At 58.2% G+C, this 23,940-nt stretch carries 17 protein-coding genes; 10 read left to right on the top strand and 7 right to left on the bottom strand.

Going from position 1 to position 23,940, the window contains the following annotated elements; genetic code table 11:
* Positions 1-305: 305 nt before the first annotated feature.
* The 4 genes from KUV52_RS00110 to KUV52_RS00095 all read right to left on the bottom strand — a co-directional run bounded on the left by KUV52_RS00110 (position 306) and on the right by KUV52_RS00095 (position 6,850).
* The gene (locus KUV52_RS00110; protein WP_222523906.1) at positions 306-2,090 is read right to left on the bottom strand and encodes a M48 family metallopeptidase; all 1,785 of its coding nucleotides are present in this window, start codon (positions 2,088-2,090) and stop codon (positions 306-308) included.
* 12 nt (positions 2,091-2,102) lie between these two features.
* On the bottom strand, positions 2,103-2,693 hold the full coding sequence (locus KUV52_RS00105) for a LemA family protein (RefSeq protein WP_222523905.1): 591 nt from the start codon (positions 2,691-2,693) through the stop codon (positions 2,103-2,105).
* A gap of 262 nt (positions 2,694-2,955) precedes the next feature.
* Entirely contained in the window at positions 2,956-5,559 is a 2,604-nt protein-coding gene (locus tag KUV52_RS00100) for a glycoside hydrolase family 3 protein (protein ID WP_222523904.1), read from the bottom strand.
* A 31-nt stretch (positions 5,560-5,590) separates the two neighbouring features.
* The gene (locus tag KUV52_RS00095) at positions 5,591-6,850 is read right to left on the bottom strand and encodes a sugar MFS transporter (RefSeq protein WP_222523903.1); all 1,260 of its coding nucleotides are present in this window, start codon (positions 6,848-6,850) and stop codon (positions 5,591-5,593) included.
* A 284-nt stretch (positions 6,851-7,134) separates the two neighbouring features.
* Here KUV52_RS00095 and KUV52_RS00090 point away from each other — a divergent pair, with 284 nt between their 5' ends.
* From KUV52_RS00090 to KUV52_RS00050, 9 genes are all read left to right on the top strand, one after another.
* Positions 7,135-8,487 (top strand): GH1 family beta-glucosidase, encoded by a 1,353-nt coding sequence (locus KUV52_RS00090; protein ID WP_409996464.1) that lies wholly within the window; start codon positions 7,135-7,137, stop codon positions 8,485-8,487.
* A 26-nt stretch (positions 8,488-8,513) separates the two neighbouring features.
* Positions 8,514-9,842 (top strand): glycoside-pentoside-hexuronide (GPH):cation symporter, encoded by a 1,329-nt coding sequence (locus KUV52_RS00085; protein ID WP_222523902.1) that lies wholly within the window; start codon positions 8,514-8,516, stop codon positions 9,840-9,842.
* A gap of 53 nt (positions 9,843-9,895) precedes the next feature.
* Complete coding sequence (locus KUV52_RS00080; protein ID WP_222523901.1) at positions 9,896-10,897, top strand: LacI family DNA-binding transcriptional regulator; 1,002 nt, start codon at positions 9,896-9,898, stop codon at positions 10,895-10,897.
* A gap of 309 nt (positions 10,898-11,206) precedes the next feature.
* Entirely contained in the window at positions 11,207-14,209 is a 3,003-nt protein-coding gene (locus KUV52_RS00075) for a TonB-dependent receptor (protein ID WP_222523900.1), read from the top strand.
* Between the two features lie 351 nt (positions 14,210-14,560).
* A complete protein-coding gene (locus KUV52_RS00070) occupies positions 14,561-16,123 on the top strand; it encodes a tryptophan halogenase family protein (RefSeq protein WP_222523899.1) in 1,563 nt (520 codons plus the stop codon).
* Positions 16,124-16,151: 28 nt separating this feature from the next.
* Complete coding sequence (locus KUV52_RS00065; RefSeq protein ID WP_222523898.1) at positions 16,152-16,889, top strand: SapC family protein; 738 nt, start codon at positions 16,152-16,154, stop codon at positions 16,887-16,889.
* On the top strand, positions 16,889-17,899 hold the full coding sequence (locus KUV52_RS00060) for a cupin-like domain-containing protein (protein WP_222523897.1): 1,011 nt from the start codon (positions 16,889-16,891) through the stop codon (positions 17,897-17,899). Before KUV52_RS00065 ends, KUV52_RS00060 begins: the two co-directional genes overlap by 1 nt.
* Before the next feature lie 29 nt (positions 17,900-17,928).
* Positions 17,929-19,425 (top strand): tryptophan halogenase family protein, encoded by a 1,497-nt coding sequence (locus KUV52_RS00055; RefSeq protein WP_222523896.1) that lies wholly within the window; start codon positions 17,929-17,931, stop codon positions 19,423-19,425.
* Positions 19,426-19,427: 2 nt separating this feature from the next.
* Positions 19,428-20,171: a DUF6445 family protein gene (locus tag KUV52_RS00050; RefSeq protein WP_261389806.1), complete on the top strand. Its 744-nt coding sequence runs from the start codon at positions 19,428-19,430 to the stop codon at positions 20,169-20,171.
* Between the two features lie 60 nt (positions 20,172-20,231).
* Here the strand turns inward: KUV52_RS00050 and metQ are convergent, their stop codons facing one another.
* The 3 genes from metQ to metN are packed head-to-tail and all read right to left on the bottom strand — an operon-like array spanning position 20,232 to position 22,740.
* Entirely contained in the window at positions 20,232-21,023 is a 792-nt protein-coding gene (metQ, locus tag KUV52_RS00045; protein WP_222523895.1) for a methionine ABC transporter substrate-binding lipoprotein MetQ, read from the bottom strand.
* A gap of 39 nt (positions 21,024-21,062) precedes the next feature.
* Entirely contained in the window at positions 21,063-21,716 is a 654-nt protein-coding gene (locus KUV52_RS00040) for a methionine ABC transporter permease (RefSeq protein WP_222523894.1), read from the bottom strand.
* The gene (gene metN / locus KUV52_RS00035) at positions 21,706-22,740 is read right to left on the bottom strand and encodes a methionine ABC transporter ATP-binding protein MetN (RefSeq protein WP_222523893.1); all 1,035 of its coding nucleotides are present in this window, start codon (positions 22,738-22,740) and stop codon (positions 21,706-21,708) included. Before metN ends, KUV52_RS00040 begins: the two co-directional genes overlap by 11 nt.
* A 276-nt stretch (positions 22,741-23,016) precedes the next feature.
* Here metN and gmhB point away from each other — a divergent pair, with 276 nt between their 5' ends.
* A complete protein-coding gene (gmhB, locus tag KUV52_RS00030) occupies positions 23,017-23,601 on the top strand; it encodes a D-glycero-beta-D-manno-heptose 1,7-bisphosphate 7-phosphatase (protein WP_222523892.1) in 585 nt (194 codons plus the stop codon).
* The last annotated feature ends 339 nt before the right edge of the window (positions 23,602-23,940 follow it).

Raw genomic sequence — 23,940 nt, 5'->3', positions numbered from 1 at the left:
CGAATGGACTCTTCTCCCACCGCTCAAGGATGTGCTGCCATACCGGTTTGAAAACGGCGCCTCATTTAAGGGGTTTCGTGCCGAATGTGACTCGTGTGGCCAGCCAATCGAGCTTCCCCAGGTCAGGGGACGAATTACACCACTGGCGGATAACCGCTGCGTGGTGAGCGCCAGTGGACACTGCGTGGTTTGCAACGCTTACTGCGAGTACCACTATCTTCTTAGTGCCAACGGTAAGCTCAGCGCTTCACCGTTAACCTATTGGGACGAACACGCATTACCGCCCCAATAGGTGGGCGTCTTCTCTACAGGGTGAGGCTGATTGGCGCTTCCAGCAGTAGCGCAAACAGCTGCACCAGAACCGCTTCCTCCTCAGTCTGCACGCCGTCCTGTGCCACGCACAGTTCGATGGCTCGGATCAGGCGTCGCTTATCCTGAGGAGGCAGGTGGACCAGCCTTGGCAGGGTTTCACTCAACCGGGCCCAATCCGGTGCGCCCGGCCAGCTTGCCTGGTAGGCGGTCAGGGCATTGGCGCCGCGGAAAAAGGCGTTCTGTTGCTCCTTCTCATCAGCGTTCCCTTCGTGCGCCAGCAGGGCGATCAGTGCCAGACTGGCGGATTGTCGCTCGGCCCGGGGCAGGGCCTTGGGCGCCGGTGTCAGGAAGTGGTTTAGCAGGGACCAGACACACCATCGACCCAGCCGGTGAGGCTGGTGCTCCCACAGGTGCTTCAGCTGTTCAAGCAGCACCTGTCGCTGTGGTTCAGACAACAGGTTCAAACTCGGGGGCAACAACTCCAGCAGGGTGAGTTTCTGCCGGGCGCTGAGGTCGACCAGTTGCGTGTGGAGGGCGTTGATGTTGTTGCGGACGCTGGTATGGAGTTCCGGCAGGCCCTCATAGTCCTGCTCGGGCCACAACAGGGCCAGCGCCAACTCTCTGGCTTGCTCCGGTTCATGGCTGGCCTGCTTCAGCGATGTAGGCAGGGCAGCCAGCAGGGCGGCACCAACCATCCATCCACTGGGCCCGCTTTGCCGGCGGTTTTCGGCTTCCGGCTGAGGTTGCCGGGCTTCCTTACGCCTCTGGCTTTGTTGAACCACGGCGGCGTAATTGCCATCCCAGTGGGGCTCAATGGCGCGGATCCGATCCTCCAGGGGCGGGTGGGTAGCCAGCCAGTGGGTTTTAGGGCGGATGTTGCCAAAAAACAGGTGACTCGACTCGGTGGCCTTGGGGTTTTCCACCAGGCTGTTGTACTGACTGGCGCCAATCAGTTTGAGTGCGTCGGCGATGCCGCTGGGGTTGCGGGTAAACTGTACCGCTGACGCGTCCGCCAGAAACTCCCGCTGGCGGCTGACCGCCGCCTTGATCGCTTTGCCGAACAGGGTGCCGATCCACCCCAGCACCAGCAATCCGATACCCAGCAGCGCCAGTTGGCCGCTCTCTTTGCTTCGCCCCCGGCTGCTGTGCATCAGCAATTCGCCAATCTGGCTGATAAAGAGAATGCCCGCCAGCACCGCCATCAAACGGAGGTTCAGCCGCATATCCCCATTAAGAATGTGGCTGAACTCATGAGCGATGACGCCCTGAAGTTGGTCACGGTTCATGGTTTCGAGGGTACCCCGCGTTACGCCAATCACCGCGTCTTTCGGCGAGTGGCCTGCGGCGAAGGCGTTGATCCCCCGTTCATGCTCAAGCAGGTAGACCGGCGGCACTGGCGTGCCTGCAGCGATCGCCATCTCCTCTACGACGTTAAGCAGGCGCTGTTCGTCGCCGGTGGCGGTGTTGGCGTTGAGCCGACGCCCTCCCATTGATTCCGCCACGGCACTGCCACCGCCTCTGAGCATCAGCCACTTGAACAGACTGACCAGCGTGATGATTGCAATGACCGCGACGCCGATCATCACCGAGTCCATCGACAGCAAACGGTCAGTCAGCGAAGGCAGGGGCTGGCCGGGGGCGGGAGGATCCAGGGTGATGAACAGCACCTGAGTCAGCAGGTTGATCAATGCGACGATGCACAGAACGGCCAGTACAAACAGCACCACCAACTGCCCGGTCCGTCGACGGGCCTGGTCCTGTTGAGCAAAGAAATCCATTTCCGTGTGTCCTTAGAACTGTACCTTCGGCGCGGCCTGGATCTCGGCGCTGTCTTCAAACTCCAGCAGTGTTGCGTCCTGGCTGTGGCCAAACATGCCCGCAAACACCACCGGAGGAAACTGTTGCTTGTAGCTGTTGTAGGAGGTTACGGCATCGTTGAACGCTTGCCGGGCAAACGCGACGCGGTTTTCCGTTGTCGTCAGCTCTTCAGACACCTGCATCATGTTCTGATTGGCCTTCAGGTCGGGGTAGGCCTCCATCACGACGTTCAGGCGGCCCAAAGCGGAGGTCAGCGCGGATTCCGCACCCGCCAACTGGGCAATGCCGGTGGCGGCGGTCGGGTCGGCGCTGGCCGCTTGCAGCCCAGCCAGTGCCTGGTTACGGGCGCTGATCACCGCTTCCAGGGTTTCGCGTTCGTGCTTGAGGTAGCCTTTGGCGGTTTCCACCAGATTGGGGATCAGGTCGTAGCGTCGTTTCAGTTGCACCTCAATTTGTGCAAACGCGTTCTGATGGCGATTTTTCAAGTTCACCAGTTTGTTGTAGATACCGATAACGTAGAGCGCGATGGCAGCCAGTACCACCAGAGTGATGATCGTGGACATGGGGGGTTCCTGTTGTTGGCAAAATAAAGCTCAAGTTACCCGCACAGGCGGCAGATTTAAAGTCCGCTCTCAGAGGGTATTGTTACGGTTTACAGCGGGTTAACTAAGGCCAGAGAGGGGACATGAACCGGTACCGGTTACCGGAATGGGGCCAACCCGCCAATGCCGATATTTTAGTTGAAACCGGGGAGGATACCGGCGGGGGCCGAAACAGAACGGCCTCCACATAGGGAGGCCGTTTCGATATTGACGAGTGTTGCCCTCAGAGGGGACAGCGGTAATGGGCATCAGGCCCGGCCCCTGGCAGCAGGGCAACCTCACCCAGTTTGAGCTGGGTTGTTGCGTCTGCGCTGAGCACAAAGGGGGAGAGGATCTTGGCGAAGTTGACCCCTTGCTGGGCGAAGCACTGAAGGTCAATGGTGACGGTGCCCCACTTCCCGCCCAGGCGATTGATCGCTTCGTGCAACTCAACCTCGCCCTGACAATCCCCTTCGCAATCCATGCCAACAAACAGTTTGTCCGTCAGGGGTGCACTGACCTGAAGCTCAATAGAGAGAGCCGAGCGCCCATCCAGCAGCGCTCTCAGATCCTCCGGGAAGTTACCCTGCAACCGCAACCAGCCCTCGCCCGAACCGTTGAAGTCCAGCACCAGCGTGTCCTCCTGAACGATTCGGTCAGCGGTGTGCAGGGAGAGAACGGCGTTGCTCTGTGCGCTGCTGCTGACGGGCTCGCTCTGTTGCTCGTCACCAATGCTGGCGCCCATCACCATCTGCCAGGGCGCTTTGACGCCCTGATTCAACAATACCCGCGACGGCACGGTGCTGGATGCCATACCGTCATCCTCTGAAAGGCGGGCGGCCATCGGCCCTGTCTCGCCATATTTCAGTCCGTAGCCAACGGGCAGAAGGGGATTGGCATCCTTATCCTGAAGGTTGCTGCGTGCTTGTTGTGGCGTTGCGGGCCAGGAGAAGGGCAGGGTGCCGGTAAAGCCGTATGGGGTGGATCCATCCGGGGCTTTCAGCAACACGTCGGCAAGGCCGTTGCCTTCGGTGCCGGGCAGCCAGGCAACGACGAACGCATCGGAAGCGTTGATCTCCGGGTTCACCCAAAGGGCGCGGCCGGTGATAAAGACCGAAACAACCGGAATGCCCTGAGCCTTCAGACGTTGCAGCAGCGCCAGGTCACGTTTGTTGCCACGCTGGTACTCGAGATTATCCAGGTCCCCATTGCCTTCCGCATAGGGCTCCTCGCCAAATACCACGATCGCCGCATCGGGTGCCTTGGTACCTGGCCAGTCGCCATTTGTCGTCAGAACCGCCTGGCCGCCCGCTGCAGACATGGCGTCAGCCAGACCGGCATAGATGGAGGTGGCGCCGGGGAAATCCCCGTTCTGATTGCCGGTGCCCTGCCAGGTAATGGACCAGCCTCCGGATTGTTTTCCGATGTTGTCGGCGCCGTCACCGGTGACCATGACGGTCATTCCGGGTTCGAGCGGCAACAGGCTGCCCTGGTTCTTGAGCAGCACCAGCGACTCCCGCACCGCCTGTCGCGCCAGGGCTCGGTGCTCAGGATGGCCGATAAGCTCACGTTGACCGGAGAGTGGGCGTTTGGCGGGACTGGGCTTGTCAAACAACCCGGCCCGGAACTTGACCCGAAGGATTCGACGAACCGCATCATCGATGCGCTCCTGGGGGATCGCTCCACTTTTTACCTGGGCGATGGTGTTGTGATACAGCGGTTTCCAGGCGTCGGTGGGCACCATAAAGATGTCGAGACCGGCGTTCACCGCTTGCGGGCAGGACTGGTTACTGCAACCGGGGATCTGACCATGGCCATTCCAGTCACCCACCACCAACCCATCGAATCCCATGCGGGTTTTCAGTACGTCAGTCAGCAGATAGGGGTTGCCGTGGTTCTTAACGCCATTCCAGCTGTTGAAGGAGGCCATCACGGTTTGGGCACCCGCGGTCAGGCCGCCAACGTAGCCCTGACCGTGGATCTCAAACAGCTCCTGCTCTGAAGCCAGGGTATCGCCCTGGTCGTCGCCCCCCTCGGTACCGCCGTCACCAAGGAAATGCTTTACGGTGGCGATGACTCGTCGGTCCGACAGGAAATCCTTGTCCGCCGCTCCCTGCAGCCCCTCAACAATGGCCCGGGAGTAATCCCGCACCAGCGCCGGGTCTTCACTGTAGCTTTCGTAGGTGCGGCCCCAGCGGTCATCCTGTGCTACGGCGACGGTCGGTGCAAAAACCCAATCGATGCCGGTGGCCATCACCTCGCGGGCCGTCGCGGCCGCGATCGCTTCAATCAGTTCGGCATTTCGGGCTGCCCCCAGGCCGATGTTATGGGGAAACAGCGTGGCGCCGATGACATTGTTGTGCCCGTGCACCGCATCGGTACCCCACATGGTGGGGATCGCGATGCCATCAAGGCTGTCATCCATGGAGGCCTGATACATTGCCTCAGCAAGATCAATCCACTCTTGTGGCGTGGCGTGCTTGTTGCCGTCGGGGAAGGAGCCGCCACCATTCAGGTAGGAGCCAAAGCCGTACTGGCGCATATCCTCCACCGTGATGTCCCGAATCTCGGGCTGAATCATCTGAGCGACTTTTTGTTCCAGTGTCATGCCGGCCAGCAATTTCTCAATCCTCTGCTCAAGCTCAGGATTATTACGACCGGGGATCGCCAGTTCGGGCCAGAGTTGGAGATCCGTTGTCGGGCTCTCGGCCCTTTGGTCCGACTCTCTGGCGACGGCTGCGGCTTCAGGGGCTGGCGCCTGACCGCAGGCGGTCAACAGAAGCGCCAGCGCCGCTGCGGTGAGGGTGTGCTGCTTTCCATGCAGACGGGATGGTTGGAGAGGTTGCATCACGTTGTCCCTAACTGATTAAACGGAAGCGTCACGCTTGACGCTGGCGGATCCGACTGCCTCGAAGACCGTAAAAAGCGATATAGAGGTAACAGACAAGAGGCAGAATAAAGGCGCTTTGCAGGCTCCAGCTGTCGGCCAGCACGCCGGCAAGCATCGGCACGACGGCACCCCCGACAATGGCCAGACAGAGAATGCCCGACCCTTGGCTGGTGTGCTGCCCCAGCCCCTGAATCGCCAGACTGAAGATGGTGGGGAACATGATGGAGTTACACAGCCCGACCAACAGTAAGGTCCACATCGCCACGGAGCCGGAGGTCAGCATGGCGATGCCGACCAGAACGACCGCAGCGGCGGCGTTAAATGCCAGGGCTTTGCCCGCTTTGATCTTTTGCATCGCCGCCGCACCGATAAAGCGTCCCACCATGGCGCCGCCAAAGTAATAAGCGATGTAGTTGGCGGCTTCGGCGTGATTCAGCCCGCCAATCTCCGGCAAGGCGAGAAAGCTCACCAGAAAGCTGCCAATGGCCACTTCAGCGCCCACATAGACAAAGATGCCGATGGCACCCAATACCAGATGGGGGTACTGCCAGGCACTGCCGGTCAGAGCGTCGCTCAGGCGGGCGGGTTTGTTCAGACCAAGCAGCGGCAACTTGAGCGCCATAAAGAGCAGGCCCAGCACAAACAGCGCTGCAGCCAGCATCAAATAGGGCAGTTGGACGTCGGAAGCGCTAGGTTCAAGGCCCGGATCATGAGCGCTGGCCAGAATGAGCCAACTGCCAAAGAAGGGGGCGACGGTGGTGCCGAAGGAGTTGAAAGCCTGGGTCAGGGTCAGCCGGGAGGAAGCGGTATCTGCCGGGCCGAGCGCACTGACATAAGGGTTGGCAGCCACCTGAAGGGTGGTGATCCCCGCTGCCAGAATGAACAGCGCGGCCAGAAACATCCAATAGGAACCCCACTCGGCGGAAGGGTAGAACAACAGGCAACCCAAACACGCCACCATCAGGCCAACCACAATGCCCTTCTGATAACCGATGCGCCCGACCAGTGCACCAGCGGGAATGGAGACCAGGAAGTAGGCGCCAAAGAAACAGAACTGCACCAGCATCGCCTGGGTGTAGTTCAGCGAAAAGAGCGCTTTGAGATAGGGGATCAGAATGTCATTAAGACAGGTAATGAAGCCCCACATAAAGAAAAGGGAGGTGAGCGCTATCAGCGCAAATCGGTATTGCCCGGTGCTTTCACTTCCGACCGGAGCAACGGTATCACTGGAGATGGGGCTCCCTGCCATTGTTATTCCCTCTTATTGTTGTGCTTTTGACGGAGCAGCCGACGGGGTCAGAGCATCATGTAAACAAATTGTGATTGACCTGCTGCGCGTCTATGGATAGCTTTTGAAAGCGCTTACATTGTTGGCGCAATGTAAATGAGAAGTCAATTGCGATGCGATCCAGATTGACCGGGATGGCCCAGAGAATGGTCTGTGACCGCCATCATCCGATGGCGCGGTTTTCGGCAGACGGATCAGCAAGGATTCATGGTGATCCCGAGAGAGACAAAACAGCAGGGAGCGGAATGACAACCAACCGTATGACACTGACATTGCCTGAGGACTCCAGGCTGCGACAACCGGAATTCCTCTATGGGGTGGCCACGGCGTCATTTCAGATCGAGGGGGCCGCAGAGACTCGTCAACCCAGCATCTGGGACCGGTTTTGTGCCACACCCGGTAAAATCCGGGACGGCTCCAATGGACTGCAAGCCTGCGAACACGTGCGTTACTGGCGCGAAGATGTGGCTCTGATTGAGTCGCTGGGCGTTGACGCCTATCGCCTGTCGGTTTCCTGGGGGCGACTGCTGAATGCCGATGGCTCCATCAATGAGTCGGGCGCGCAGTTTTATCTGGACCTGATGGATGAGCTTAACCGCAAAGGGATCCGGGTATTTGTCACCCTCTATCACTGGGATCTGCCCCAGCATCTGGAGGATAAAGGTGGCTGGCTGAATCGGGATACCGCTTACCAGTTTCGCGACTATGCGGATAAGGCGAGCCGCTTATTCGGTAGCCGGGTGTACGCGTATGCCACTTTGAATGAGCCCTTCTGCAGTGCTTACCTGGGCTACGAAATTGGCATCCACGCACCGGGTAAGGCCAAGCGCTCCTATGGCCGTCAGGCGGCCCATAACCTGCTGCTGGCCCATGGACTGGCGATGTCGGTATTGCGGAAAAACTGCCCCGATGGGCTCCACGGTATCGTGCTCAATTTCACTCCCTGCTACCCCCTGAGCAGCAGCCCGGCGGACAAGGCCGCAGCCCGCTACGCCGACGATTACTTCAACCAGTGGTTTATTCGGCCGCTGTTTACCGGAGAGTACCCGGCTATTCTCTCTTCGCTGGAGGAGGCGGATCGCCCCCATATTGAGCCGGGAGATATGGCGATCATCGCCGAGCCGCTCGATTATCTTGGGGTCAATTACTACACCCGGGAAATCTATCGGGCCTCACCGGATGCGCCGTTTGAGACGGTGCAACTGGACAACGTCGAGCGCACCGACATTGGCTGGGAAGTGTGTCCGGAAGCCTTTACCGAACTGCTGTGCTCACTGCACAAGAAGTACCCGTTGCCGCCGATCTACATCACCGAAAATGGTGCCGCGACTGCGGATGAGCCGGTTGGAGAAAGGGTGGCTGATGAGCAGCGGATTCGGTACTACCAGAGTCACCTCAACGCGGTGCATAAGGCGATAGAGGCCGGGGTCGACATACGGGGCTACTTTGCCTGGAGTCTGATGGACAACTTTGAATGGGCGGAGGGCTACCTTAAGCGCTTCGGTATCGTGTACGTTGACTATCCCACTCAGAAACGGATCATCAAGGACAGCGGTCTGGCCTATCGGGACGCCATCGTTTGGCGCAGCCATAAATAATAACGACAACAGCAAAGGATACGCGCATGGTCAGCATCAGGGAAAAGATCGCTTACGGCTTGGGCGATACCGCAAGCAACATTGTGTTTCAGACGGTCATGTTATTCCTGACCTTCTTCTATACCGATATCTTCGGGATCTCACCGGCGTTTGTCGGCACCATGTTTCTGCTGGTCAGGGTGATGGACGCCATCACCGACCCCCTGATGGGGAGCCTGACCGATCGCACTCAGACCCGGTGGGGCAAGTTCCGCCCCTATCTGCTCTGGTTTGCCTTGCCGTTTGGGCTGATCAGCGTTCTGGCATTTACCACCCCTGACCTGCCGGAATCCGGCAAGATGGTGTATGCCTTTGTGACCTACACCCTGCTGATGCTGGCCTACACCGCCATCAATATCCCGTACTGTGCACTGGGCGGGGTGTTAACGGCGGATCCCAAAGAGCGGGTGTCGGTTCAGTCCTACCGATTCGTGTTTGCCATGCTTGGCGGCTTGCTGGTCTCCAGCCTGACCCTGCCTATGGTGGAGTGGTTCGGCCAGGGGGATAAGGCCAAAGGGTACCAATTGACCATGATGGCGATGAGTGCCCTGGGCGTGATGCTGTTTCTGCTTTGCTTTAAAGGAACCCGGGAGCGATTGCACCCACCGGCCGAGCAGGAAGCGGGCTACCGGGTGCTGTTTCGTTCACTCTGGCAGAATGATCAGTGGCGCATCTTGTGCCTAGCGGCGTTTTTCCTGCTGACCGGAAATGTTCTGAAAACCACGCTCGCCATCTATTACGTCAAGTACTATCTGGGGGCGCCTCAGAGCATCACCCTGTTTATCACCCTGGGCATGGTGGCCAACATTGTTGGCTGCATGCTGGCGCAGCCCTTGGCGCGGCGGGTGTGCAAGATCAAGGCGTACATTACTCTACAACTGCTGGCGGCCCTGGCCTGTGCTCTGGCGTATTGGATTGAGCCGGAGCAGAGGGCGCTGGCGTTTGTTGCCTATATGCTCTGGTGCGGCCTATTCAATATGGCAACGCCTCTGCTCTGGGCCAAAATGGCTGACACCGTGGATTACGGGCAGTACAAAACCGGCGTTCGGGTGACGGGGCTGGTCTACTCCTCCATCATCTTTTTCATTAAGTTGGGGCTGGCAGCTGGCGGGGCGGCGGCGGGCTGGCTGTTGGCAGGATACGGCTACCAGGCGGATGCGGAGCAAACCGCTGAGGCGCTGAACGGGATTCTGACCTCCTTCACCCTCTATCCGGCAGTGGGCTCGCTGATCGTCGCTGTGGTGATGTGCTGGTATAAACTTGATGCCCGGAAAGTCGAGCAAATGAGTATGAAAACCAATGGTTTGACTCATTGAGATAGTGCTAGACTGACTTGGCTTTTCACGACTGAATTGGACTTATTTGGGATATGGCTACCATCTACGACGTCTCGGTAATGGCCGGGGTCTCCCTCGCAACCGTGTCGAGGGTGGTCAATAACAACGCCAAGGTGAGCGAAAAAACCCGGCGCAAAGTGCTGGAGGCGATGGAGAAGCTCGATTATCGCCCCAATGCCAGTGCCCGCTCTCTGGCGTCCAATCGTTCTGACAGTGTTGGTGTTCTGGTCTCACAACTGGATGGTCCCTACTACGGCACCATGATGGCGGAGATTGAGAATGCGCTGAGAGAGGCGGGAAAGCATGTGATCATTGCTGCCGGAGGCGGCAACGAAGCGCGGGAGCGGGAGGGGGTGGAATTCCTGCTTAACCGCGGTTGTGACGCGCTGATTCTGGACGTCGAATCGGTCACGGATCAATACCTTGTTGAGCTTTGTCAGGGCTCGACCCCCATCGTTCTGATCAACCGCTACGTTACCGGGATTGCCGATCGCTGCATCTACCTGGATAACGAACTGGGCGGTTACCTCTCCACTCGCTACGTCCTTGAACACGGGCATCGGGAGATCGCTTACATTTCCGGGCCGCTCTACAAGCTGGATGTGCGTCAGCGCATCGAGGGCCATAAGAAAGCCCTGAAAGAAGCGGGACTTCCCTTTGACCCGACACTGTTCTTTGAAGGGGACTTTCACGAAGAGAGCGGTCGCATCGGCATGAACCAACTGCTGGACCTGGGCAGGCCCTTTACCGCAGTGGTCTGTGCCAACGATGGCATGGCATCCGGCGCGATTGCCGGCGCGATGGCAAGACAACTTCGGGTGCCGGACGATCTCTCAGTGATGGGGTACGACAATGTTCGTTTCCCTCAGTACACGACGCCCAAGTTATCGACCATCAGCAACCCGATCCATCAGATGGGGAAGATGGCAGCCCGATGGGTGCTTAAACACGTTTATCAAAAGGAACAAGTTGAGCTGGCTGGGGAATTTGTACCGGAGCTTATTGCGCGTGACTCCGTTGCCACTCGATCGTAGGCCAGGTTCAGGCGGTCAGAAGGGGGCAGGTTTGCCCCCTTTTTAGTCCGGGGACCCATGGAATCTGCTCATTTCTGCTTAATCATCAGATAGCAAATTCAATCACTTAGCTCGACCCCTGCCTCAGGTAAAACCCAATAGCAACATTTTATTGACATATGAGATCATCTCCCATAGGTTTCATGTAAGCGCTTTCATTTTGGCGCTGACAGAACGGAAGAGTGAGTCGGTGGTACCTGTTTCGTTCAACACCAATGAAAACCAGAAAGCGGTACCTGAAAAAAATAATGACTCGACAGGGGAGAGGGGATGAACTCTGTAACCTTTAAAAGGACGAAACTGGCCACCAGTTTGTCACTGGCGCTGGGCATGGGGGTAGCAGCGCCGGTTGTTGCCGCCGACGAAGAGGCATCAACGGACAAGGTTGAAGTGATTGAAGTCCGCGGGATCCGTGGCAGCTTGCTCAAGTCGATGGACATGAAGCGGGATTCCGACGGCGTGGTGGATGCGATCAATGCTGAGGATATCGGTAAGTTTCCCGACACCAATCTGGCTGAATCGATGCAGCGCATCACCGGTGTGGCGATTGACCGTCAGAACGGGGAAGGGAGCCGTGTGACGGTTCGTGGTTTTGGTCCGGACCAGAACCTGGTGATGCTGAACCACCGCCAGATGCCGGTTACCACCGGCTCACGCTCGTTTGATTTCTCCAATATCGCTTCCGACTCGGTCAGTGCTGTCGTGGTGGAAAAAACCAGTCAGGCGAAGAATCCCACCGGTGGCATCGGGGCAACCATCAATGTGCTGACCCTCCGTCCTTTGAGCTCTCCTGGTCTGAATGCCACGTTCGGTGTGAAGGCGGTTGATGATCACTCAACCAGCACCGGCGGGGTGACCCCGGAACTGTCTGGCCTCTACTCCCAGACATTCAATGATGACAAGTTTGGTGTGCTGATCTCCGCCAGCTATCAGGAGCGGGAGAGCGGCAACCGTCAGGCGCAGGTTGGTACCGGCTGGCGCAGCTTCCCCGGCATCGTGGACCAGGATTGGGGTGGCTCCAACGCCGAGTGGGGCGGTGTGCCCAAAGACGACAACCAGATCAACCGACCGGGTGACGATGACGTCTACAGTGTTCCTCAGACCACCATCTACCGCTTTGAAGAGCAGCAGCGTAAGCGGACCAATGGGCAATTGGTTCTCCAGTATGAACCGGTTGACTCGATTCGCGCCACGCTGGATTACACCTACTTCCGCAACGACGTAGACACTCAGTTCAATGACGTGTCTGCCTGGTTCACCTTTGTTCCCAGCGAAAACACCTGGAGCGATGGCCCGGTTTCCTCTCCGCTGATCTACTCCGAGCAATACGCCGGTGGTGGCGCGGATCTCTCCATGGCGGCGGGCGATTACGGCACCCGGGATGAGAGCGGTTCCCTGGGCTTCAATGTGGGCTGGGTCGTGAATGACCGACTGAGCCTGGAGCTGGATTACCACAACTCCTTTGCGGAAGAGACGCCCAACAGCCCCTGGGGCAGCAGCAACACCCTGAGTACCGCAGCCTTTATCCGCAACAGTGCCGCGACGGACTTTACCGGCGATGTGCCGGTACTGGCGGTGGGGATGGACAACCCGCTGGACCCCACTGATATGCGGGTGACCGGATCCGTGTTCGGCTACAACAAGAACCGCTCTGAGATCGAACAAACCCAGCTGTTTGGTGAATACCTGTTTGACCACGGTGGCAGCATCGATTTCGGTATGGCGATGACTGACGTGGACAACCGGACCCAATCCTCCAATGTGCAGCGAAACGATTGGGGCGGCGTGGGTGCTCCCGGGGATCTGGATCCCGATTGGTTCCCTGCCGGTACGGTTCTGGACAAGTTTGACGGCTCCAAGGGGGACTTCTCCCTCTATCAGGGCGGCGCCAGCACCGACCCGCTCAACACCATCTTCCTATGGGATTTTGCGGCCGTTCGTGACTTCGCGGCAGCGAACTACGCTTCCAGCGTGATCGGTGACTGCGGCAACGGCTTCTGTCCGACAACCAACTTTGATACTGACCGCTACACCGTTGAGGAATCGCTCTCGGCCTACCTTCAGTACAACTACGAAGGGGAGTGGGGCACCATGCCTTACAACTTCCATCTGGGTGTGCGCTATGAAAAGACCGACGTCACCTCGACCTCCAAGGTGATCAACTACACCAGTGCCACCTGGATTGCGGATACCGAGATCGCCCTGAATCAGGATCAGTTGGATCCCTCCGTGTTCGAGACGCAAAAAGGGGACTACGAGTACTGGTTGCCGAACCTCAACTTCAATATTGAAGTGATGGATGACCTCTACGTTCGTGCCGCCTACAGCGAAACCATCGGGCGTCCCGACTATGTCTCCATTCAGGGCGGCACCACCCTGGGCACTTTGGCGAATAAGGGCGGCGGCAGCGGCAGTACCGGTAACCCGGCGCTGGAACCGCTGGAATCCACCAACTATGACCTGTCCGCCGAGTGGTACTACGAGGATGCCAATTACGTCTCTGTGGGTTTCTTCCTGAAGGACGTCACAAACTTCATCGACGCCACTCCGGTAACGCAGAGTCAGAATGGCATCACCAATCCCGCCAACAGCGCTTGGGTACAGGAAGCCATTGATGCCGGATTCACCGAATCGGCGGATCAGCGAGCCTATATCCTGGACAACTACGGTCCGGATTCACCGAACCCGAGCCCGCTGGTCTCCGTGAACCCGGCCAACGGCAATGTGGAGATTCTTGGTGGGCCGAACGACCCGCTGATGGACTTCATCATTACCCGACCAAGCAACAGCGATCGTAAGCAGACTATCGACGGTTGGGAGTTCGCGTTCCAGCACTTCTTCGGTGATACCGGTCTGGGCCTGCAGGCCAACTACACCCTGGTGAACGGTGATGAGGAGTACAACAACTACAACCTCAACCGGGAAGGGGACACGCCGCAGAACGTGATCATCGGCATCAGCGATACCGCCAACGTGGTAGCCATGTATGAAAATTATGGCTTCCAGGCTCGACTGGCCTACAACTGGCGGGATCAGTTCCTCAGCTCCACAGGCCAGGGAACCGGTGCGAACCCGCAGTACACCGAGGAGTACTACCAGGTGGACTTCAGCGTCAGCTACGACGTCCCTGTGGTGAAGGGCCTGACGGTGTTTGTTGAGGGCCTGAACGTGACCGATGAGAAAGTGCGGATTCACGGTCGCTCCGAAGAGCAGGTACTCAACTACGTGCAAACGGGTGCTCGCTATAGCCTCGGGGCTCGTTACACCTTTTAACGACCCATTGGCTATCTCCCATGGAGGCAACCCGTTGTTGCCTCCTTTTTTTTTGCCTTGGCTTGAAGGGCGATGAGAAGAGGGGCTTTCTGCGCCGGAGTTGAGTGGCAATGTGAAATGAGCGGACCGGGTTCTCTAGTGGTTTGGAATCCCGTATCAGCGGCGTTGTGTGGCGATAAATTCTGCTGGGTTTCCGGCGGGAATCGAGTGGTCTGACAGGAATTACTGTAGTAGGGTTGTAAAAATGTAAGCGTTTTCTTTTTGGGTGATCCGGGGAACGCAACGGACACGTTCCGGCGCTGGATTCAGCGTACCGAGTAAGCCGATAAACAAGAATAAAAGGGCTCAGGGATGGAAAAGGTGATCAACAATGTGGTGATTGTCGGCGGGGGGAGTGCCGGTTGGCTGACCGCCGGGCTGCTGGCGGCGCGCCACAACATGGATCAGGGTCAGGCGTTAGCCAATCCACGCATCACCATTACGCTGATCGAATCCCCCGATGTGGCCACTATCGGTGTGGGAGAGGGAACCTGGCCCTCCATGCGTCAAACACTGGCGACGCTCGGCATCAGTGAGACCGCGTTTCTGCTTGAGTGTGATGCCAGCTTCAAACAAGGCTCTCTGTTTCGGGGGTGGCGGACGGGCGACGTAGGCCGGGACCGTTACCTTCATCCCTTCACGTTGCCTTCGGGTCAACCGGAACTGAACCTGAGTGAACACTGGCTCCCTTTTCGGGAACAGGTGGCGTTCGCTGACGCGGTGTGCGGTCAGACTCAACCCGCTCTGACGGGCTTAGCCCCCAAAACCATCTCGACACCGGAGTTCCACTTCCACAACAACTACGGCTATCACCTGGATGCAGGCAAGTTTGGCCAACTGCTGCAGGCTCACTGCACCAACCGACTTGGCGTCCGTTACCTGCCCGCGCACATCGACTCGGTGCAGTCAGATGCGCAAGGTGACATCGCCGCAGTCGTGACCCGGCAGCACGGCCCGGTGAAGGGTGACCTCTTTATCGATTGCAGTGGGGCCCGCTCACTATTGCTGGGACAGCACCTTGATGTCCCGCTGGTTGAGCAACATTCGGTGCTGTTTAACGATCGCGCCCTGGCGGTTCAGGTGCCTTACGAGAGCGAAGAAGACCCGATCGCCTCATGTACGGTGGCGACCGCCAATGGGGCAGGCTGGATCTGGGACATCGGCTTGTCCAGCCGCAGAGGGGTAGGGGCGGTTTACGCCTCGGCGTTCAGTAGTGAGGCGGACGCTGAACAGCAGCTCAGAACCTATCTGGGGCTGGACCAGAACGCCACTCTGAATGCTCGAAGCCTTCAGTTTACCCCGGGCTATCGGGCGGTTTGCTGGAAGAACAACTGCATGGCCATTGGCATGGCGGCAGGATTCATCGAACCCCTGGAGGCGTCAGCCCTGGCGCTGATCGAAACCATGGCCTCGGCATTTGCTGAACAGTTGCCGCCAACCCGGGCAACCCTACCCTTGATTGCCCAGCGGATGAACCACCTCCATCAGCAACAGTGGCAGCAGGTGATTGAGTTTCTCAAGCTGCACTATGTGGTCAGCCAACGGGAAGATACGCCCTACTGGCGGGCCCACCGTGACGCCAGCTCAATACCGTCTGAACTGCAGGAGAAGCTGGCGCTGTGGCGACATCGGGCACCTTCCGATGCCGACATCAGCCAGAAACGCCCGCTGTTCCCGGCCGCAAGCTATCAATACGTGCTTTATGGCATGGGGTTCGATACCGCCAACCCGGTACACATCAAGCCTTCACAGCAGCGTAAGGCGCTCACCTTGTTTGATGAGAACCGAAAACGCACGCACCAGTTACTTCGAACGCTGCCCGACAACCGAACCTTGATAAACAAGGTCAGGCAGTTTGGGTTTCAAAAAATTTAACCTTCAGGGAATGAGAAAGGGGAAGACGATGGCGAATCATGTCTTGTTAAACAGTGTTGAGCATCAGGACCTGAAAGTGATTCGGGAGTTTGGTGAGAAGTACGGAGATAACCAATGGTTCAGCGTGACCTTTCCCGAGGAGTTTCGCAGCGTCCAGGCGCACTATCCCATCTTCTTTTACAAGGACCCCAATAACGGACAGTTCCAGGCGGTGGCGCTGTTTGGGTTTTGTCACAACGACAACCTCTTTCTGAATGAGCAGAACTGGGAAGCCAGCTATGTGCCGTTGACCGTTCGCCGTCAGCCCTTTCTGATTGGCCAGCAATCGGTCATGGAGGATGGGGTCGCCGTTCATCAGCGCGTGGTGCACATCGATCTGGACAGCCCCCGCGTCAGCCAGACGAATGGGGAGCCCCTGTTTCAACCCTTTGGTGGCAGCACCCCTTACCTGGATGAGGTGGTGGAGATGCTGGATCTTATCCATCACGGTCTGGAGGACAGCAAAGCGTTTATTGACGCCCTGCTGGAACATGAGCTGCTGGAGTCGTTTACCCTCGACCTGACTCTGGACAACGGTGAGCGACATCAGATGATCGGCTTCTATACCATCAATGAAACCGTACTGGCGTCACTGTCCGGAGCGGCACTTGCCTCCCTCCACAACCGGGGCTACCTGCAGGCAATCTATCTGGCCATCGCTTCCCAATCCAACATCCGGCCGATGATGGAGAGGATCAACGCCCGTCAGAAAGGGAACGCGGCCTGATGAAGCGCACCCCTGTCGAGGAGATCGCCGCGGTGCCTGTGGCGGCGTTGCGAGAACGGATCCGGGAGCGGAATGAACCGCTGATCTTCAGGGGACAGTGTGAAGCCTGGCCCTTGGTTCAGGCCGGTCGGCGCAGTGCCCGGGAGGCGGCTCGCCTGCTGATGTCCCACTATCAGGGCGCGCCGGTCATCGCTTACCGTTTGCCCCCTGAGGCGCAAGGAAGGGTGTTCTACAACGAGACTCTCGATGGGTTCAACTACCAGGCCGGCAGGCTGGATCTGGGCCAGGTTCTCGAAGCGCTGTTTACCGAAGAGAGGCAGGAGAAACCAGCGGGGATCTACGTCGGCTCAACCGAGATTGGCCATACCTTTCCCGGATTGTCCACTGAGCACCATATCGACCTTGGTGAGGTTGAGCCAATGGCGAACCTCTGGCTGGGCAACCGAAGCCGGGTGGCCGCGCATTTCGATTTTCCTCACAACCTGGCCTGCAATCTGGTGGGCAACCGGACTTTCACGCTCTTTCCTCCGGAACAGGTCAGCAATCTCTATATCGGGCCGATGGAACTGGCGCCCGGTGGTCAGCCGATCAGCATGGTGGACCCCGCTGCCCCGGATCTGTCCCGGTACCCGAAATACGCCGAGGCGCAAGCGGCATCGTTGACCGCGGAGCTGGCGCCCGGTGATCTGCTCTATCTGCCCAGCATGTGGTGGCACCAGGTTGAGAGCCTGGCGGACTTTAATGTGCTGTTGACCCACTGGTGGCGGGATTCTCCGGCCTATCTCGGTCGACCCAATAACGCGCTGTTGCACGCGATTCTGGCATTGCGTTCCTTGCCTAAGGCTCAACGTCAGGCCTGGAAAGCGATTTTTGAACACTACGTGTTTGACCACGACGCGGACGATCTGCCTCAGCTGCCTCAGCAGGCACAAGGGATGTTGACCAAACCGCTGGATGAACGAAACGCCCGCAAACTCAGGGCGGAACTGAGTAACCATCTCAAACGATAAGAACAACGGTAAAGGGGAGGGGAGAACGCATGGAAGGCCAAAAGACCCGGGTGGTGATTGCCGGTGGGGGAACCGCCGGCTGGATGACCGCCGCCGCACTGACCAAATTGATGGGCAAACGACTCGATGTTGTGTTGGTGGAGTCGGACCAGATAGGGACCGTGGGCGTCGGTGAAGCAACCATCCCGACACTGCACATCTTTCACCGCTTGCTCGGTCTGAGTGAGCAGGAGGTGATGGCGGCGACCAACGCCACCTTCAAACTGGGGATCATGTTTGAAAACTGGCGCGATGTCGGCAAGGACTACCTCCACTCATTTGGCTTTCTTGGCAAGGATTGCTGGGCCTGTGGCTTTCAGCACTTCTGGCTGAAGGGCCAGCAGCGCGGGCTGGTTTCTGAGATCGGCGACTACTGCAGCGAGCACCTCGCGGCCCGCTCCGGCCGTTTTGCGGTGTTGCCCAATCAGGAGTACAACCACGCCTATCATATGGATGCGACACTCTACGCCCGCTTTCTCCGCCGCTTCTCCGAAGGGTTTGGGGTGCGTCGTGTTGAAGGGCGGATCGTCGAGGTGTTGCAGCGGCCGGAGGATGGCCATATCCAGTCGCTTCGGCTGGACAATGGCGAGCAGATTGCCGGGGATCTGTTTATCGACTGCACCGGGTTCCGTGCCCTGCTGATTGAGCAGACCCTGAATACCGGTTACGACGACTGGAGCCACTGGCTCCCCTGCGACAGCGCCATTGCTGTGCAAACCACGTCGGTGGGCACGCCCCCGCCATACACCCGTTCCATCGCTCATGAGGCCGGTTGGCAGTGGCGCATTCCGCTGCAGAACCGGACGGGCAACGGCATCGTGTATTGCAGCAAATACTGGAGCGATGACGAGGCAATGCAGGTGCTCACCGACAACATCGAAGGCACCTGCCTGAGCGAGCCAAGGGTCATCAAGTTCCGCACCGGAACACGCCGTCGTCACTGGAACAAAAACTGTGTTGCCATCGGACTGTCCAGCGGCTTCCTCGAGCCTCTGGAGTCCACCAGCATCCACCTGATCCAGAGAAGCATCATCCGGCTGATGCAGCTGTTCCCCAGCAACGGACTGGTGGACGCAGACATGGCGGAGTTCAATGCCCAGACACTGGAAGAGATGCAGAACATCCGCGATTTTCTGGTGTTGCACTACAAGGTGACGGATCGTCAGGACAGCCGTTTCTGGGCCCACTGCCAACGAATGCCAATTCCCGAATCGCTGGCCCATCGCATCGCGATGTTCTCGGAGGCGGGGAAGGTGTTCAAACATGGCAATGAGCTGTTTGGGGAGAGCTCCTGGATTCAGGTGATGATGGGGCAGGGGATAATGCCGAGCCACTATCACCCGGTTGTCGACATGATGGAGGATGGCGAACTGGAGGCTTTTCTCGGCAACATTCGCAGCACGGTGAAGCGCAAAGTGGATGGGTATCCGCCCCACCTGGACTTTGTTCGGCACTACTGCCCCTCCAGTGTGAAAGACGCGGACTGAGGATGGTCAAGCCCAATCCGATGGATCCGGCTCAGCGCATCACGGAGTTGACGCCATACTGGGAGCCGGTGGTGTCGCGAGTCGGGAGAGAGCGGACCCCGATTCTGGTGGTGGACGATGCGGTTCAGTGCGTTGCATCGTTGCGTGATGTGGCGTGCCAGTGCGGTGAATTTAAAAGCGCGATGGGGGCCTTTTATCCGGGGATTCGGGCGCCACTTCCCCCCTCCTACGTGATTGATGTGGTAAATCGGGCGGTGCCGCTGCTCCGGCAACTCCATGGGGTGCCGGAGCATTATCAGCTTCGGCCCGCTGGGTTCAGCTTCTCGCTGCTGACGCAATCCCCTGAGAGGTTGCAGCCGCTGCAGCGATTGCCCCATTTCGATACGCCGGACCCTTACCATTTTGCGTTGCTGCACTATCTGAATCCCGGGCCCCACGGAAGCACGGCGCTGTTCCGTCATCGTGAGTCCGGCTACGAACGAATTGATGCAAAGCGAATGGATGGGTACTTCAGTCTGGCGCAGTCGGCGCTTGATGAACTGATGAAGTTGCCTCCGGCCTATATGGTGGAGAGCAATCATCACTACGATTGTTACTACTCGGTGCCGTATCGGGAGAACCGATTGGCGATCTATCCCGGTAACCTGCTCCACTCCATACAGGTTAATCCTGAGCAGGACATCAGTGATGATCCGCTGTCCGGGCGCCTCACCGCCAATCTGTTTATCCGGTTTGAGCCAGCTTAGCCCTGCGGGCGTTGGTAATAAAAAAGGAGGCCCAGGCCTCCTTTTTGCGTCAGTGGGGGATTACCACCCTTTGACAATATTGCCGTTGAACAGCTCCAGCGCTTTTTCATGCACCGTATCGGACTGGTAGGACTCGATAAACTGAGCGATACGCGGGTCGTTCTGGTTGTTGGTGCGCGCTACGATCAGGTTGACGTAGGGGCTCTCCTTGTCCTCCACAAACAGGCCGTGGCTTTCCAGGGTCAGACCCGCCTGGCCTGCAAAGGTGTTGTTGATAACGGCAAAGCTCACATCCTGCAGGGCGCGGGGCAGTTGGGCCGCTTCCAACTCCAGGATCTCAAGCTGCTTGGGGTTTTCAACCACGTCACGCGGAGTGGCGGCGATGCCGACGCCAGGCTTGAGGGTCAGCAGGCCCTGCTGCTCTAGCAGTACCAGAGAGCGGCCCAGGTTAGTGGGGTCATTGGGCAGAGCCACTTTGGCGCCATGCGGCAGATCATCCAGAGAACGGATGCTCTGAGAGTAAGCGGCAATGGGGTATACGAAGGTGTTGGCTACCGCCACCAGGTCATAGCCGCGCGCTTCTACCTGACCATCCAGGTAGGGACGGTGTTGGAACGCGTTGATGTCAATGCTGCCATCGTTAAGGGCGGCGTTGGGAGTCACGTAATCAGTAAAGGGAACGATCTCCACTTCCAGACCAAACTGCTCCTTGGCGAGCTTGGCGGCCACTTCAGCCACCTGGGCTTCCGGACCCGCCATGGCACCCAGCTTCAATACATTTTCATCGTTACCGCCACAGGCGGTCAGAGCGAGGGCAGCAGCGCCAGCAATCAGAGAGCGAAACAGATTCATTAGCTTGTCCTTTTGGTTTTGTTGTTCTTGAAGTTGGGTTTAACGGTGGTCGATGCGGCGTACCAGAGCATCGCCAGCACTCTGCAGGGCCTGAACCAGCACCAGCAATATCACGATGGTGGCCAGCATCACGTCCAGTTCAAAGCGGTAGTAGCCGTAACGGATCCCGACGTCGCCGAGGCCACCGCCTCCGACCGCTCCGGCCATGGCGGAGTAGCTGACCAGCGTCACCAGAGTGATGGTGATGCTGTTCACGATGCCGGGCAGGGCTTCGGGAAGCAGCACCTTGCTGATGATCTGGGCCGGGCTGGCGCCCATCGCCTGGGCGGCTTCCACCAGTCCGGCGGGCACCTCCATCAGTGCGCCTTCAATCAGGCGGGCAATAAATGGGATGGCGCCAACGGTGAGCGGGACAACCGCTGCCATGGTGCCGATGCTGGTGCCGACCACCAGACGGGTAAAGGGGATGATGGCGACCAACAGAATAATGAAGGGCACAGAGCGACCCGCGTTGATCACCATACCCAGTACCCGGTTGATGGCGGGGTTGGCCAGCAGTTGACCGGATTTGGTCAGATGCAGGACAACGCCAAGCGGTATGCCGGCCAATGCCGCGATAAACCCGGACAGGAACACCATCTGAAGGGTTTGCAGGGTGGCGCCCCACAGCAGGGGAAACAGATCACTGGACATAGCCGAGCACCTCTACATCGATATTGTGTTCCAGCAGGTACTGGGTGGCCTGATTGATTGCGTCATCGCGCCCCATCAGTTCAGCCAGCATCAGACCAAACTTGGTGCCACCGACGTACTCCATCTGAGCGCTAAGAATGCTGATGTCGATGCCAAACTGCTTGGCGGCCTGGGTGATAACCGGAGCGTCGACGCTGTCGCCGTGAAAGCTCAGACGGATCAGGGGCAGGCCATTCTCCCCTTTGGTGTCCTTCAGGGCGGCTTTGTAGCTGTCGGGGATCTCAAGATGGAGGGTAGAGCGGATAAAGCGCCGGGCCAGGTCGGTCTGCGCGTTGGCAAAGAAGGGGCCCACTTCACCCTGCTCAATCAGGTAGCCGTCATCGATGATGCCGACGCGATCGCAGATCTGCTTCACCACCTCCATCTCGTGAGTGATCAACAAAATGGTGAGGCCAAGACGCTGATTGATCGATTTCAGCAGCGCCAGGATCGACTTGGTGGTCTCCGGGTCCAGCGCGGAAGTGGCCTCGTCGCACAGCAGTACCTTTGGCTCATTGGCAAGGGCGCGGGCGATGGCAACGCGCTGTTTCTGGCCGCCAGAGAGGTTGGCGGGGTACACATCGGCTTTATCAGCCAGCCCGACCAACTCCAGCAGTGGAGTGACCTTCTCCTGAATGGCCTGCTTACTCTGCCCAGCCAACTCCAGAGGGAGGGCCACATTGTCAAAAACCGTGCGGGATGCCAGCAGATTGAAGTGTTGAAAAATCATCGCGATCTGCTGACGAGCCTGACGAAGGGCGGTGCCATTGAGAGTGGTCAGGTCCTGGCCATCAATGATCACAGAGCCTGAGTCAGGCTGTTCCAGCAGGTTGACGCAGCGGATCAGCGTGCTCTTGCCTGCACCGGAGCTGCCAATAATGCCGAAGATGGTTCCGGCGGGCACGTGCAGGTCCAGAGGCTTCAGGGCAGGGATAAGCCGGTCTCCCTGACGATAGGACTTGGATACGGCGTTCAGTCGAATCATGGGTAGAGGTTTTCTCGTTATTGGGTCGCCCTGTCGGGGCGGCGTATGGCTGCAGTCTATTTGGACGTCCAGACGCCTGTCAATGGCCATTTGGACATTTAGACGTCTAAAGTCGGGTGGCGATTGGAATCGCTGCCGAAGCTGAGAGGTGTTGGACGCTGCTGTCACGAGAGAAAGCAGGAGGCGGAAAGCCAGCCCGGCCGCAATCTTTTTGACCTTATTGGCCCTGGCAGGAATACTTCCCGACGGTGAAACGGTTTGATTGGGAGAGGCGGCGTGCGCCCTGCGGTGTTTTTAGACAGAGATGGGGTGATCAATCGGGATCACGGCTATGTCGGCAGTATTGACGCGTTTGAGTTTTTGCCCGGTGTGCTGGAGTCCTGCGCAGCACTGGTTAAAGCGGGCTTTGCGTTGGTGGTGGTCACCAATCAGTCCGGCATTGCCCGGGGCTACTATGATGAGCAGCAGTTCAGACAACTGAGCGCGTGGATGAGCGATCAGTTCACTGAAGCCGGTGCGCCGCTGGCGGGGGTGTATCACTGTCCGCATCACCCTGATAAGGGAGATGCGCCATATCGTATGGATTGTGATTGCCGGAAACCCAACCCCGGCATGTTGCTTACGGCAGCTCGTGAACTGGACCTGATGTTAGCGTCCTCCTATATGGTGGGGGATAAGCTTAGCGACATTGAAGCGGGCAAAGGGGCAGGAGTAAAAGCCACACTGTTTATTGGCGATGGCTCGGCACTTAATAATCTCAATAAAGGGGAGGCGCCCGACTGGTGTGGGCCGGATCTGCCCTCTGCGGTAGCCTGGATAGCAGAAAACAGGCAGAAACCGGCCAAAAACACCCCGGCTTGAACAGAAACTGGTCAAACGGTCTAAAAGGGGTGAATTCCCACTTGTCAGCGCGAATAGGGGCCCTATAATGCGCCTCCGTCGACAGGGGAAACGCCCCGGGCGACAACGCCGGAACCCAAGGTGATGGCGACAAAAGCAGCGTTCGAAAAGAATTGGCGGAAACGCCCTTGACGAGCGCTGAGGAAGCGCTAAAATGCGCATCCTGCCTCGGAGAAACGAGGCAACGCTCTTTAACAATTAGTCAGACAATCTGTGTGGGCACTCACGCAGTGTTGAGAAATCATCATTTTCTCGATGCTACTGAGTGACACCAAGTTAATTCAGTATTCATTGAGTAGC

The organism is Ferrimonas balearica, from assembly GCF_019802055.1.
GTDB lineage: Bacteria > Pseudomonadota > Gammaproteobacteria > Enterobacterales > Shewanellaceae > Ferrimonas > Ferrimonas balearica_A.
The sequence above is the reverse complement of the archived record's forward strand: the minus strand, read 5'-3'. Positions and strand labels throughout refer to the sequence as shown.